Here is a 12,615-nt window from a genome sequence, read left to right as displayed (position 1 = left end):
CCTATGTGGGAACTTGTGGCGGCCGGCGGCTGGGTGATGCTGCCGATACTGCTGTGCTCGGTGCTGGCGCTGGCGATCGTGCTGGAGCGGCTATGGGCCCTCCGGGCGGCGGTGGTGACGCCGGCACGCCTGAGCCGGCGGGTGCCGGAACTGGCGGCGGCGCCGGCCATCGCCGAGCGCGACCTGGCGGCCCTGCGCGCGGACAGTCCGCTGGGGCGCATCCTGGCGGCGGGGCTGGCCAGCCGGGGCGAGGGTCGCGCCGTGGTCCGGGAACGCGTCGAGGAAGCCGGGCGCCAGGTGCTGCACGAGCTGGAACGCTATCTCAATACCCTGGGCACGATCGCCGCGGTGACGCCGCTGCTGGGCCTGCTGGGCACGGTGATCGGGATGATCAAGGTGTTCGCCGCGATCACCGCCACCGGCGTGGGTGACGCACGCGCCCTGGCCGGCGGCATCTCGGAGGCCCTGCTGACCACGGCGGCGGGTCTGTGCGTGGCGATCCCGGCCCTGATCCTCTATCGCTATCTGCGCGGCCGCGTCGACGAGTTGGTGGTGGCCATGGAGGCCGAGGCCGTGCGTCTGATGGAAACCCAGGAGCGGAGCGGGGCCGCCGGATGAGACTGCCGCGCTCGCGCAGCGAGGATCCCCAGCTCAACCTGACGTCGCTGATCGACGTCGTCTTCCTGTTGCTGATCTTCTTCATGGTGACCACGACCTTCGTGCCCCACGCCGGTCTGCAGTTGCGCCTGCCCGAGGCCGCGGCTACCCCCGCCGAGACCGAGGGCCGGCCGTTGGATGTCTCGATCGATGCCGCCGACCGAATCTACGTGGACGGCGAGCCGGTGCGGTCGGAGCCGGCCGCGCTGCGGGCGCGGCTGTCGGCGCGCGCCGGCGATGATGCCGGCCGGGGCGTGCGCATCCGGGCCGACGGTCGTGCCAGCCACCAGGCCGTGGTATCGGTGATGGACGCGGCCGCGGCCCTGGGCCTGGCCCGTGTGGAGATCGTGACCCGTCCGGCGGAGGAGGGACGATGACGCAGAATCGTTCGGTGACCGATATGCCGATCGGCGAGATCTATCCGCGGTTGCTGCGCTACACGGCCCGCTACTGGCGCTGGCTGGCCGTGGCCGGCCTGGGCATGGCGGCGTACGCGGGCGCGGACACGGGCCTGGTCTACATCCTCAAGCCGCTGCTCGACGGCAGCGTGGTCGAGCGCGACCCCTGGATGATCCGCTGGATCCCGGTATTCATGCTGGGATTGTTCCTCCTGCGCGGCTGTGCCGGCTTCCTGTCGCAGTACGGCATGGCCTGGGTCGCCAACCGGGTCGTGCACGACGTGCGCGCGGATGTGTTCGGGCAGTATCTGCGCCTGCCCACGGCCTATTTCGACGCCAACTCGTCGGGCAAGATCACCGCCAAGCTGACCTACTACACCAGCCAGATTTCGGGTGCCGCCACCAGTGCCATCACGATCGTGGTCCAGGACGGCTTCCGGGTGATCGGTTTCGTCGGGCTGATGTTCTACATCAATTGGTCGCTGGCCTTGCTCACGCTGGTCGTGGGGCCGCCGATCGCCGGCATCATGAACCTGGTGTCCAAGCGCTTCCGCCGCTATAGCAGTCGTATCCAGCAGTCCATGGGTGATCTCACGCACATCAGCGAGGAAGTGCTCACCGGCCACCGCGTGGTGAAGGTCTTCGGCGGCGAGGAATACGAGCAGTCCAACTTCGACGCCGCCAACGAGCGCAACCGGCGCATGTCCATGCGCATGGCCACGACGCGCGCGGCCAGCGTGCCGGTGATCCAGCTCATCGCCGCGATCGCGGTCGCCGGCGTGGTGTGGCTGGCGGTGCGCGACACCGGCGGCGGCATCATGTCGCCGGGCGACCTGGCGGCCTTCTTCGGCGCCATGCTCGGGCTGATGGGGCCGATCAAGCGGCTGACGCAGGTCAACGCCACCATCCAGAGCGGCGTGGCCGCGGCGGGCGCGATCTTCGAGCTGCTCGACGAGCCCGGCGAGGATACCGGGGGGCGGCGTCCGCTGACGCGGGCCGAGGGACGCATCGAGGTACGTGATCTCTGGTTCCGCTATCCGCGTACCGAACGCGACGTGCTCCGGGACGTGAACATCAGCGTCTCGCCGGGGCAGACCGTCGCTTTCGTCGGCCGCTCGGGCAGCGGCAAGAGCACGTTGCTGTCGCTGTTGCCGCGGTTCTACGATCCCACCCGCGGCGCGATCCTGATCGACGGCCACGATGTGCGCGAGTATCCGCTGCGCAACCTGCGCGATCAGATCAGCCTGGTGGATCAGAATGTCGTGCTGTTCAACGACACGGTGGCGCGCAACATCGCCTACGGCAGCCTGCGGCCGGCGGATCGGGCCGAGGTCGAGGCCGCCGCGTACCGCGCCTATGCCGCGGATTTCATCGAGCGTCTGCCGCAGGGCTACGACACCCTGGTGGGGCAGAACGGCATCATGCTCTCGGGCGGCCAGCGTCAACGTCTGGCGATCGCGCGCGCCCTGCTCAAGAACGCGCCCATCCTGATCCTGGACGAGGCCACCTCGGCGCTCGATACGGAGTCCGAGAAGGCGATCCAGAAGGGGCTGGAGAATCTCATGCGCGACCGCACCACGCTGGTGATCGCGCACCGCCTGTCCACCATCCAGGACGCCGACAACATCGTCGTCATGCACGACGGCGAAGTGGTGGAGCAGGGCCGTCACCGCGAGCTCATGGACGCCGGCGGCCATTACCGCGCCCTGCACGACATGCAGTTCGCGCGGCCGGAATGAGCCGCCGAGCGGACTGGCGGGAAGCGTTCACCCGGGGTTGGTATCGGGGTGCCGCCTGGACCGCGTTCCTGTTGCCGCTTGCCTGGCTCTACGGCGGTGTCGTGCGGTTGCGACGCCTGGCCTACCGGCGGGGCTGGTTGCGTGCGGCGCGCGTGGGCGTGCCCGTCCTGGTGATCGGCAATATCACCGTCGGCGGCACCGGCAAGACGCCGCTGGCGGCCGCCGTCACCCTGCGCTTGCGCGAGCGTGGCCTGCGGCCGGGGTTGGCGATGCGCGGGTACGGCGGACGGCGCGTGCGCCGGCCGCGGCGGGTCGAGGCGGGCAGCGATCCGCGGGAGTTCGGCGACGAGCCGGTGCTGCTGGCGCGTCGCACCGGTTGCCCGGTCGCGGTGGCGCCGCGCCGCGCGGAGGCGGCGGCACTGCTGGTCGCGGCGGGCGCGGACGTCATCGTCTGCGACGACGGCCTCCAGCACTACGCGCTCGCCCGCGACGCCGAGATCGCCGTGGTGGACGCGGCCCGGGGCTACGGCAACGGCCGTCTGCTGCCGGCGGGTCCCTTGCGGGAACCCTTGTCGCGCCTGCTCGATGTCGATCTCTCGCTGCGCCAGGGGGCCGGCGAGGACGTGGCATTGCAGCCCGAGCCGGCGCGGCCCGTCGCCGGCCCCGGCGAGGCGCGGCCGCTGGCCGCGTTCGCGGGCCGGCGGGTCCATGCCGTGGCGGGGATCGGCGATCCGGGGCGTTTCTTCGCCACGCTGCAGGCCGCCGGCCTGACGGTGACACCGCACCCGTTCCCGGATCATCATGCCTTTCGGCCCGGCGACATACGCTTCGCGGACGACCGGCCGGTGCTGATGACCGAGAAGGATGCCGTCAAGTGCGGCGCGTTCGCCGATGCCCGGCACTGGTACGTACCGGTGACCGCGCACCTGCGCACGGAGGCCCGCGCCCGACTGGATGCACTGCTGGACCGACTGCTGGAGGAACGCTCGTGAGCTTCGTCGTCGCCATTCCCGCCCGCTACGGCGCGACCCGGCTGCCGGGCAAGGTTCTGCGCGAGATCGCGGGTGAGCCGTTGCTGGCCCATGTCCACCGCCGGGCGCTGGAGTCGGGCGCCGACGAGGTCTGGGTCGCTACCGATGACGATCGCATCGAGGCCGCCGCCGTCGGGTTCGGGGCGCGCACGGCGCGCACCAGCGCGGCGTGCGCTTCAGGGAGCGACCGCATCGCCGAGCTGGCGGCGCGCGAGGCCTGGCCGGACGATCTCGCGATCGTGAATCTGCAGGGCGACGAGCCGCTGATGCCGGGTGCCCTGATACGGCAGGTGGCGGAGGCCCTGATCGCCCGGCCCGGGGCCGATATCGCCACGGCCTGCACGCCGATCGAGGAGCTCGCCGATTATCGCGACCCCAATGTGGTCAAGGTGGTACGCGACGACGCCGGCGACGCCCTGTACTTCAGCCGGGCGCCGATTCCGCACCAGCGCGGCGGGGGGAACGGCCTACCGGCCGGCGGTGCCTGGCGCCACCTGGGCATCTACGCCTACCGGGCCGCGGCCCTGAAACGTTTCGCGGCGGCGCCGCCGGCGGCCCTGGAGCGTTGCGAGTCCCTGGAGCAACTGCGGGCTTTGGCCCTGGGCATGCGCATCCATGTGGTCGAGGCCGCGGCCCTGCCGGGGCCGGGCGTGGACACCGAGGAGGACCTGGCGGCGGTGGCGGCCCTGCTGCGGCGCGGATGATCCGCGGATGGGGGGATCATCGAGACCGGCTTTATGGATCCACAGATTGCGCGGATTTCGCGGATGACTTTAAAAAAACCGAATAACTATCTGAATATAAATGTAGTCCGTGGATAGTCGAAAAGGAATGGCGATGACGGACGCTTCGGAGACTTCGGTCCTCTTTGTTTGCATGGGCAATATCTGCCGGTCGCCGACGGCGGAGGGCGTGTTCCGCCGGCTGGCGGCGGAGCGGGGCCTGGATGATCGCCTGGCGATCGATTCCGCCGGCACGCACGGCTATCACCTGGGCAGGCCGCCGGACACCCGTGCCCGTGAGGCGGCGGCGGCCCGGGGCGTCGACATCTCGGGGTTGCGCGCGCGGCGGGTGGAAGCCGCCGATTTCGAGCGTTTCCACCATGTCCTGGCCATGGACCGGCCCAATCTCGCGGCGTTGCAGCGTCTGCGCGCGGCGGCGGGCCGGGGCCCGCATCCGCGGCTGTTGCTCTCATACGCCGCAGAGGCGGGTGTCGAGGAGGTGCCGGATCCGTACTACGGCGGCGACGACGGCTTCGAGCACGTGCTCGATCTCGTCGAAGCGGCGTGCCGCGGCCTGTTGGACTCGATCGAGGCCGGGCTGCGCTGAATATCGCGGGGCGGCCGGCGTCGCCGGCCACGCCCCCGCAGCCTATTGCCCGCCGGAGGCGGTCGTCGCGTCGTTCCGGCGCTCGGTGCCTTCGGTGGCGGCGGCCGACTCCTGACCGCCGAGCGTTTCGCCGTCGTGCGACTGCCGGGTCTCGACCTGCTTCGGCGTCCCGTCGTCCTCCGGCTTGTCGCCGCCCGCCGCCTTCGCGGCGTCCGGCTTCTCCGCGGGCTCGGGGCGGGTCTCGGGTCGTGACCGTGTCGTCGGCTGCGTACCGGTGTCTTCGTTGCCGGCGGCGGCCGCGTGGCGGTCTCCGGGGCCATCCGTGTCCGCTCGTGTCTCGCTCGCCGCGGCCGGCGTCACGGTTTCCGGGTGCTTGTTCCCGTCACCCGCCTTCGACGCCGTGCTGGTCGGCTCGGTGGCCTCGGGCTTGTCCCGCTCGGCGGCGGGCCGCTTGTCCGCGCCGTCGTCGGGTGCCTTGCCGCTCTTGCCGCCGTCACCATCGGTTGTCGCCGGCTTGCCGGACTCGCCGTTGTCGGACCGGCCATTGCCGGTCTTGGCACCGCGACCGTTGCCGCGGTGATCGTCTCGGTCCTTGCCGGTCGGGCCGTCGGCGGATTGATCGCCGGCCGGTTTGCCGCCGCCGCGCGTCTCTCGATCACCGGTCTCGGTGTCCGGCCGGGTGTCGCGCTTGCGGCTACCGCCGGACTGGTTCTCGTCGGGTTTGTTGTCGCCGGCCTTGTTGTTGCCGCCCTTGCCGTCGTTCGCCTGGGCTTCGCCGGCGGCCTGGCCGCCGCGATTACGGCCGCCGCGTCTGCGCCGGCCGCCGCGCCGGCCCCGGCGGCTGCGGCCGCTGCGGGAACGGCCGCCGTCCTCGCCCTGGTCCTGGCCGCCGTCGCGCTTGCTCTCGGCGTCGCCCTGGCGGGCAGTATCCGTTTGCGGCTTGTCGTCCTTACGGCTTTCCTTGTCCTTCTCCCTGTCCTTGTTGTCCTTATCCTTGTCCTTGCGGTCGTCGCCGTCGCCACGCCGCTGTTGCGGCTTGCGGCGCTCGGATTGGGACTTGCCTCCGCCGTTACCGCCGCCACGGCGCTGGCCGCCGCCGCTCCGGCGGCTGTCCCCGCCGCGGGATTTGCCTTCGCCCTGGCTCTTGTCGCGAGCCTGCTGCGGTCGCCCGGCGGCGCGTTTGCCGCCGGCTCGCTCGTTGCGTTGACGCTCCTTGCCGGTATTCGCCGTGTCGTCGTCGCCGGCGAACCAGTCCTTGATGCGGGCCCACAGACGCTGCCAGAGGCCGGGGCCGTCGTCGGTCCGGGCCGTCTTCTTGTCGGTCGTCGCCGCGGCCGCCGGGGCGCTGCGGGTCACGCCGCTGACCGCGGGTTTCGGCGGCGGTGGCGGGGCGGCGCGCTCGGCCTCGGGCTCGGGCTCGGGCAGGTTCTCGGGGCGCAGCCTGTAGCTGGCCGCGTCGTTGTCGTCCTCACCGAGCTGATCGCCGCGGATCCGCCGGATCTCGTAATGCGGCGTCTCCAGGTCGGCGCTCGGGACCAGGGTGATTTCCGCCTCGGAGCGTCGCTGGATATCGGCGATATCCGCGCGCTTCTCGTTCAGGAGGAAGCTGCCGACCGGGATCGGCAACTGCGCGACCACGCGCGCGGTGCCGGTCTTCATCGCCTCTTCCTCGAGCAGGCGCAGGATCGACAACGCCAGCGATTCCACGCTGCGGATGGTGCCCTGGCCGAGACAGCGCGGGCAGGGGTGGGTGCTGTATTCGCCCAGCGAGGGGCGCAACCGCTGCCGCGACATCTCCAGCAGGCCGAAGCGCGAGATGCGGCCGAGCTGGACCCGGGCCCGATCCTCCTTGACGGCGTCGCGAAGGCGCTTCTCCACCTCCCGCTGGTTCTTGTTCGACTCCATGTCGATGAAGTCGATGACCAGCAGACCGCCCAGGTCCCGCAGCCGGAGTTGACGCGCGATCTCGTCGGCCGCCTCCAGGTTGGTGTGGAGGGCGGTCTCCTCGATCCCGCCGCCGCCGGTGGAACGCGCGGAGTTGATATCGATCGTGGTCAGCGCCTCGGTGTGATCGATGATGATGGCGCCGCCGGACGGGAGGGTGACCTCGCGCTGGAAGGCGGTTTCGATCTGGGACTCGACCTGGAAGCGCGAGAACAGCGGGGTCTCGTCCTCGTAGAGCTTGAGTTTGGGCAGGTTGCCGGGCATCACCTGCTCCATGAACTCGTGCCCGGTGCGGTAGATGTCCGGCTGGTCGATGATGACCTCGCCGATGTCGTCACGCAGGTAGTCGCGCAGCGCCCGGATGATGACGTTGGATTCCTGGTAGATCAGGAACGGCGCGGGCCGCTGCTCGGCGGCCTCGCGGATCTTCTCCCAGAGCTGGAGCAGGTAGTCCAGGTCCCACTGCAGTTCCTCGGCGGCGCGGCCCACGCCGGCGGTGCGCGCGATCACGCCCATGCCGCTGGGGATGGTGAGATCGCTCATGGCCTCGCGCAGCTCGGCGCGGTCGTCGCCGTCGATGCGCCGGGAGACCCCCCCGGCGCGGGGATTGTTGGGCATCAGCACCAGGTAGCGCCCGGCGAGGCTGATGAAGGTGGTCAGGGCGGCGCCCTTGTTGCCGCGCTCCTCCTTTTCGACCTGGACGATCAGCTCCTGGCCCTCGGACAGCACCTCCTTGATCTCGATGCGCCCTTGGCCGGGATTCTGCTTGAAGTAGGGGCGGGCGACCTCCTTGAGCGGCAGGAAGCCGTGCCGGCCGCCGCCGTAGTCGACGAAGGCGGCCTCCAGGCTGGGCTCGATGCGGGTGATCCGGCCCTTGTAGACGTTGGCTTTTCGCTGCTCGCGGGAGCCTACCTCGATGTCCAGGTCACGTAGTTTCTGGCCATCCACGATAGCCACGCGCAGCTCTTCCGGCTGCGTGGCGTTGATCAGAATCCGTTTCATTGTCCTTGATCTCTTGTCGCGCTCGACCCCAGCCACGGCCGGCCGACGCCTGCATGATCGCGGCGGGCGCGGTGCACGACCGGTGTTGGATCGGGCTCGGGGAGCGCATTGGTGACTGTTTTTTCCTGTCCTGCCCGGCGACGCGCCGTTCGGGCGCGCATGCTAGGCTTTGCGCCGCGCGCCGAATGCCGTTCGCGGAATGGCTCGGGGCGCGCGTGGCGGAACTCAGGCCGGCGGTCAGCGAGCGCGATATGATCCACGGCGGACCGGCCGACAAACGGGAGTGTAATCTGGGACACGACGCCCCTCAAGTCCGGCATCAAACGGTCGGTGACGACGCCGACGGCATGCGGCTGGACAACTATCTTCTGCGGGAGCTCAAGGGCGTGCCGCGCTCGCGTGTCTATCGGCTGATCCGGCGCGGTCAGGTCCGCGTCAACAGCGGTCGGGCGAAGCCGCACACCAAGCTCGCGGTCGGCGATCGGGTCCGGGTGCCGCCCGTGCGGCAGGCGCCCAAGGATGATCCGGGGCGGCCGCCGGACGGTCTCCTCGAGCGCGTCCGCGCGGCGGTGGCCGAAGAGACGCCGGACTGGCTCCTCATCGACAAGCCCGCCGGTCTGGCGGTGCATGCCGGGACCGGATTGCGTTTCGGCGTGATCGAGGTGTTGCGGGCCGATCGGCCGGACGAGTACCTGGAATTGGTGCACCGGCTCGATCGGGATACCAGCGGCTGTCTGCTGGTGGCGCGCAACCGGCCCGCGCTGACGGCGCTCAGGCGCGCCCTGCGCGATCCGGCCGCGGACAAGCGTTATCTGGCGCTGCTGGCCGGCGCCTGGGAGGGCGGCCCGCGCGACGTCGACGCGGCCCTGGTGCGCGACCGCGAGATCGGCGGCGAGCGCCTGAGCGCGGTGGCCGAGGAAGGCAAGTCCGCGCACAGCCGGTTCGTGCCGCGCGAACGTTTCCGCGACGCCGTTCTGGCCGAGGTGGCCATCGCCACCGGCCGCACGCACCAGATACGCGTGCACGCGGCGCACCTGGGCCACCCGGTCGCCGGCGACGACAAGTACGGCGACCGCGATTTCGACCGCCGCATGCGCGGCCTCGGCCTCAAGCGCCTGTTCCTGCACGCGGCGTCGCTGTCGCTGCCGGGCATCGACCGCACGCTGTCGGCGCCGCTGCCACCGGAGCTGGAGGCCGTGCTCGACGTCCTCCGTGATGAAGGTTAACCACAGAGACACAGAGGACACAGAGCGTGAAAAAAGGCGAAGCCGCTGGAGGGCGTCGATGCGGGTGCGCTGACGATTGCCCCTGCATGCTTCGGAATCCTTGGATACGCCGATACTTCCTCTGTGCGCTCTGTGTCTCTGTGGTTAGTTATTATCTTCGGAATGATGCAGCGCATATCTAGAGATGACCTAGAGGACATCGAGCTGATCGTGTTCGATTGGGACGGCACGATCATGGACTCGGCCGCCGAGATCGTGGGCGCGATGCAGCAGGCGATCGCCGACCTCGGCTTGCCGGAACGTCCGCCCGAGGCGATGCGGGAGCTGATCGGCCTGGGTCTGGACGATGTCCTGGCGCGCCTGTTCCCGGAGCTGGAGACCCGGCACGTGCGCGAGCTGCTGATGGCCTACCGGGCCCGCTATACCGCGCCGGGGCCGGGATCGACCCTGTTCGCGGGTGTGCACGACACCCTGACGGTGCTGCGCGAGTCCGGACACACCCTGGCGGTAGCCACCGGCAAGAGCCGACGCGGTCTGGACCGGGGCCTGGCCGAGACCGGCCTGGGGCGGTTCTTCCGGATCAGCCGCTGCGCGGACGAAACGGTGCCCAAGCCGGCCCCCGACATGCTGGAGGACATCCTGCTGCGCACCGCCACCGAGCCCGGACGTGCCCTGATGGTCGGGGATACCGAGTACGACATGGCGATGGCCGCGGCCGCCGGGGTCCCGGCGGTGGGCGTGGCCTGCGGTGTTCACGATCCGGGCCGGCTTCACAAGGCTGGCGCCCTGGCCGTGCTGCCGGACGTAGCGGCGCTGCCGTGCTGGCTGCTCGAAGGCCGCCGGAGCGGTTGAGCCGGAAGCCAGGCTCGGGCGCTATCCGGACGTGGATCATGGGGCGTGATCAAGCGCCGGCTGCGTTCGTGCGGGACCGCTCCTCCGGCCTTGGTGGCGGGGCATGAAACCACAGAGGCGCACGGAGGCGCGCAGAGGTTCTGGCTAGCCGCTTGCCGGAAGGAGGAATCCACAGATTACGCCGATGGACGCAGATTCAAGAGCAGCCCTGACCAATCTGCGTTAATCGGCGTTCATCCGCGGATAAACAAATGCCCTGGTTCGGCCCGGCGCCGACCGCGCAGCGCCCCGGCGACCGAACTGGCGGGTTGGCAACGGGCCTTGGCGGGTGGTTCTCGGAAGAAACGATCCGCAGATGACGCCGATGGACGCAGATTAAAGAGCAGCCCCAATTAATCTGCGTTAATCGGTGTCAATCTGTGGATAAAACAAGCGCCTTGACTCGGCACGGCGCCGACCGCGTAGCGCCTAGGTGACCGAATTGCCGGGTTGGTAACGGACCTTGGCGGGTGGTTCCCGGAAGAAGGAATCCACAGATTACGCTGATGGACGCAGATTAAAGAGCAGTCCCGGCCAATCTGCGTTAATCGGCGTCCATCCGCGGATAAACAAATGCCTTGCCTCGGCACGGCACCGACCGCGCAGCGCCCCGGCGACCGAACTGCCGGGGCGGCAACGGACCTTGGCGGGCGGTTCTCGGAAGAAACGATCCGCAGATGACGCCGATGGACGCAGATTAAAGAGCAGTCCCGGCCAATCTGCGTTAATCGGCGTAATCTGTGGATAAACAAATACCCCGGCCCGGCACGGCACCGACCGCGCAGCGCCCCGGCGCTCGAGCTGCCGGGTTGGCAACGAACCTTAACGGGCTATCCGCCTCTTTCGCTTGAAAACCGTGCTCGTGTCCGGGGCAGGCTTCTTTGCGGCTTCCGGGACAACAGTCAGTTTCCTCTGTGTCCCTCTGTGCGCCTCCGTGCGCCTCTGTGGTCCATGTTCCGGCTGGCCGCTTGCCGAGGCGCTTTCCACTGTCGTGCTCTTCGGCAGGGGAATACCGGGAACGCGCGCTTATCCCGCCTACGGTCTGCCTTTGCGCGCCACATTTTTAAACACCCTCCTAGGGAATCGCGATGCCGACCTCGGCGAGCATGCGCCGCAGTGCGATCAGCGGCAGACCCACCAGCGCGGTGGGATCGTCGCTGGCGATGGATTCGACCAGGGCGATGCCCAGCCCCTCCGACTTGATGCTGCCGGCGGTGGCGGTCACGTCCTCGGCCGCGACGTAGCGCACGATCTCGTCGTCGTTCAATTCGCGGAAGGTGGTGGTCACGATGACCCGCGTGACCAGGGGCGCCGGCAGGCCCGGCGCGGCCACGGCGAGGCCGGTGTGGAAGATGACCCGACGCCCCGACTGGCGTCGTAGCTGCTCGATCGCCGCGGTCTCGCTGCCGGGCTTGCCCAGGATATCGCCGTCGAGATCGGCGACCTGGTCGGAGCCGATCACGGCGGCGTCCGCATGGCGCTCGGCGACCGCTTCCGCCTTGGTCCGTGCCAGGCGCTCCACCAGCGCGGCCGGGGATTCGTCCGGCGCCGGCGTCTCGTCGATGTCGGGCGCGACCACGCGGTATTCGATGCCGAGACGGTCGAGCAGTTGGCGCCGCCAGGGTGAGCCGGAGGCGAGGATGAGCGGAGGCGGACTGGGCACGATGCGGTCACCGGGTCGGATGTATGTCGGAACGCGTGGATAACGGCCGCCCGACCGGTTGTCAACCGCGCGGGTGTGCGCGGCGGTCCGGCGCCGGCGATTTTGACTTGATCGGCGCGTGGCACTAATATCGCGCGCCATGACAGCGCCCGGCCGGGGCCAATGAGCGAAGCCAAGCGCCTGCCCGAACGCGTCGATCCGAGAAGGCTTGCCCTCGGCGGCGGCAGCGTGGCGGGCGATGTGGCGCTCGCGGACCTGCGGCGGCTGGCGGAATACCTGCTGGTCGACGAGGTTCCCGACAGCGGCCGGGCGTCGCTGTTTCTGGCATTCGACGAGGACCCGCAGCGCCGGGTCCGGATCACGGGCAACCTGAGGGCCGTGTTGACGCTGCAGTGCCAGCGCTGCCTGGGGCCCGTGAGCTGGACGGTCGACCAGCCGCTGCGGCTGATCGCGGTGGCGGACGAGGAGGAGGCCGCCGGGGTGCCGCGGGAATACGAGCCGGTCGTGGTCCCGGCAGAGGGACTCGATCCGGCGGCGCTCGCCGAGGACGAGCTGATACTGGCGTTGCCGCTGGTGGCGCGCTGCGAGCGTTCCGAGTGCGACGGCGCCGCGGAGGCGGCGACGGGCTCGGAGCGGGCCGACAATCCCTTTGCCGCCCTGGCGGCGCTGAAGGGGCAGGACGGCGGCCGCCGGGACGAATGACCGGCGGCACGATACAACGGAATCCGGAGTAAC

At 69.9% G+C, this 12,615-nt stretch carries 11 protein-coding genes; 9 read left to right on the top strand and 2 right to left on the bottom strand.

Going from position 1 to position 12,615, the window contains the following annotated elements; translation table 11 throughout:
* Positions 1 to 3 precede the first annotated feature (3 nt).
* The 6 genes from PC39_RS09625 (at position 4) to PC39_RS09600 (ending at position 5,154) form a co-directional block, all read left to right on the top strand.
* Positions 4 to 618: a MotA/TolQ/ExbB proton channel family protein gene (locus PC39_RS09625; protein ID WP_353253169.1), complete on the top strand. Its 615-nt coding sequence runs from the start codon at positions 4 to 6 to the stop codon at positions 616 to 618.
* Entirely contained in the window at positions 615 to 1,034 is a 420-nt protein-coding gene (locus PC39_RS09620) for an ExbD/TolR family protein (protein WP_353253168.1), read from the top strand. Before PC39_RS09625 ends, PC39_RS09620 begins: the two co-directional genes overlap by 4 nt.
* Positions 1,031 to 2,794 carry a lipid A export permease/ATP-binding protein MsbA gene (gene msbA, locus PC39_RS09615; protein WP_353253167.1) on the top strand — a complete coding sequence of 588 codons (1,764 nt, stop codon included), beginning with the start codon at positions 1,031 to 1,033 and terminating at the stop codon, positions 2,792 to 2,794. Before PC39_RS09620 ends, msbA begins: the two co-directional genes overlap by 4 nt.
* Positions 2,791 to 3,786, top strand: coding sequence for a tetraacyldisaccharide 4'-kinase (gene lpxK / locus PC39_RS09610; RefSeq protein ID WP_353253166.1), 996 nt, complete (start codon positions 2,791 to 2,793; stop codon positions 3,784 to 3,786). Before msbA ends, lpxK begins: the two co-directional genes overlap by 4 nt.
* Complete coding sequence (gene kdsB, locus PC39_RS09605) at positions 3,783 to 4,529, top strand: 3-deoxy-manno-octulosonate cytidylyltransferase (protein ID WP_353253165.1); 747 nt, start codon at positions 3,783 to 3,785, stop codon at positions 4,527 to 4,529. The genes lpxK and kdsB overlap by 4 nt, the downstream gene beginning before the upstream one ends.
* Before the next feature lie 133 nt (positions 4,530 to 4,662).
* Positions 4,663 to 5,154, top strand: coding sequence for a low molecular weight protein-tyrosine-phosphatase (locus tag PC39_RS09600; protein ID WP_353253164.1), 492 nt, complete (start codon positions 4,663 to 4,665; stop codon positions 5,152 to 5,154).
* A gap of 42 nt (positions 5,155 to 5,196) precedes the next feature.
* On the opposite strand, the gene PC39_RS09595 is transcribed toward PC39_RS09600, so the two are convergent.
* A complete protein-coding gene (locus tag PC39_RS09595) occupies positions 5,197 to 8,100 on the bottom strand; it encodes an Rne/Rng family ribonuclease (protein ID WP_353253163.1) in 2,904 nt (967 codons plus the stop codon).
* 185 nt (positions 8,101 to 8,285) lie between these two features.
* Between PC39_RS09595 and PC39_RS09590 the strand changes: the two genes are divergently transcribed.
* Positions 8,286 to 9,326: an RluA family pseudouridine synthase gene (locus PC39_RS09590; protein ID WP_353253162.1), complete on the top strand. Its 1,041-nt coding sequence runs from the start codon at positions 8,286 to 8,288 to the stop codon at positions 9,324 to 9,326.
* Between the two features lie 162 nt (positions 9,327 to 9,488).
* Positions 9,489 to 10,178 carry an HAD-IA family hydrolase gene (locus tag PC39_RS09585; RefSeq protein ID WP_353253161.1) on the top strand — a complete coding sequence of 230 codons (690 nt, stop codon included), beginning with the start codon at positions 9,489 to 9,491 and terminating at the stop codon, positions 10,176 to 10,178.
* A gap of 1,114 nt (positions 10,179 to 11,292) precedes the next feature.
* On the opposite strand, the gene PC39_RS09580 is transcribed toward PC39_RS09585, so the two are convergent.
* Positions 11,293 to 11,883, bottom strand: coding sequence for a Maf family protein (locus PC39_RS09580; protein ID WP_353253222.1), 591 nt, complete (start codon positions 11,881 to 11,883; stop codon positions 11,293 to 11,295).
* A gap of 159 nt (positions 11,884 to 12,042) precedes the next feature.
* Between PC39_RS09580 and PC39_RS09575 the strand changes: the two genes are divergently transcribed.
* Positions 12,043 to 12,582 (top strand): YceD family protein, encoded by a 540-nt coding sequence (locus PC39_RS09575; protein ID WP_353253160.1) that lies wholly within the window; start codon positions 12,043 to 12,045, stop codon positions 12,580 to 12,582.
* Positions 12,583 to 12,615: the final 33 nt, after the last annotated feature.

This window comes from Salinisphaera sp. PC39 (assembly GCF_040361335.1).
Lineage (GTDB): Bacteria > Pseudomonadota > Gammaproteobacteria > Nevskiales > Salinisphaeraceae > APNM01.
Note: the sequence above shows the minus strand (reverse complement) of the source record. Positions and strands in the feature narration are given on the sequence as shown.

Excerpts from the sequence above, each read along its gene's own strand:
- msbA (WP_353253167.1), top strand. The coding sequence starts at position 1,031 with ATGACGCAGAATCGTTCGGTGACCGATATGCCGATCGGCGAGATCTAT.
- lpxK (WP_353253166.1), top strand. The coding sequence starts at position 2,791 with ATGAGCCGCCGAGCGGACTGGCGGGAAGCGTTCACCCGGGGTTGGTAT.
- PC39_RS09585 (WP_353253161.1), top strand. The coding sequence starts at position 9,489 with ATGATGCAGCGCATATCTAGAGATGACCTAGAGGACATCGAGCTGATC.
- PC39_RS09595 (WP_353253163.1), bottom strand. The coding sequence starts at position 8,100 with ATGAAACGGATTCTGATCAACGCCACGCAGCCGGAAGAGCTGCGCGTG.
- PC39_RS09575 (WP_353253160.1), top strand. The coding sequence starts at position 12,043 with ATGAGCGAAGCCAAGCGCCTGCCCGAACGCGTCGATCCGAGAAGGCTT.
- PC39_RS09590 (WP_353253162.1), top strand. The coding sequence starts at position 8,286 with ATGCCGTTCGCGGAATGGCTCGGGGCGCGCGTGGCGGAACTCAGGCCG.
- PC39_RS09625 (WP_353253169.1), top strand. The coding sequence starts at position 4 with ATGTGGGAACTTGTGGCGGCCGGCGGCTGGGTGATGCTGCCGATACTG.
- PC39_RS09600 (WP_353253164.1), top strand. The coding sequence starts at position 4,663 with ATGACGGACGCTTCGGAGACTTCGGTCCTCTTTGTTTGCATGGGCAAT.
- PC39_RS09620 (WP_353253168.1), top strand. The coding sequence starts at position 615 with ATGAGACTGCCGCGCTCGCGCAGCGAGGATCCCCAGCTCAACCTGACG.